This window comes from Bacillus sp. SIMBA_154 (assembly GCF_046536015.1).
Taxonomy (GTDB): domain Bacteria; phylum Bacillota; class Bacilli; order Bacillales; family Bacillaceae; genus Bacillus; species Bacillus pumilus_P.
Window position 1 is genome coordinate 1 of record NZ_JAWJBV010000669.1, and the last position, 235, is coordinate 235.

A 235-nucleotide genomic window follows, 5' to 3' on the forward strand; every position below is an offset into this window, starting at 1 on the left:
GCTCAAAATAGGCTGTATTTAGATCTCGCCTCAGCTATGCTCGATTGGGATATTAACGACATTCCAGTATTTACAGGGCTAAGCGCACAAACGCTGGCACAGCAACTAGAGCATGACATAGACAATGTTATTAGTTGCTTAAAAAATACAATTGCAAATACCCAAACAGCAGCAAAAACGCCGCAATTGTTTTTGTTTATAGACCGCTTAGAAGTGCTACTTTCCTCACCGCTAT

General features: G+C 40.9%; 1 protein-coding gene. It reads left to right on the forward strand.

Going from position 1 to position 235, the window contains the following annotated elements:
• Window positions 1–235, forward strand: a 235-nt coding sequence (locus R0K30_RS23535; protein WP_410613450.1) for a hypothetical protein, incomplete at both ends; no start/stop codon positions are given.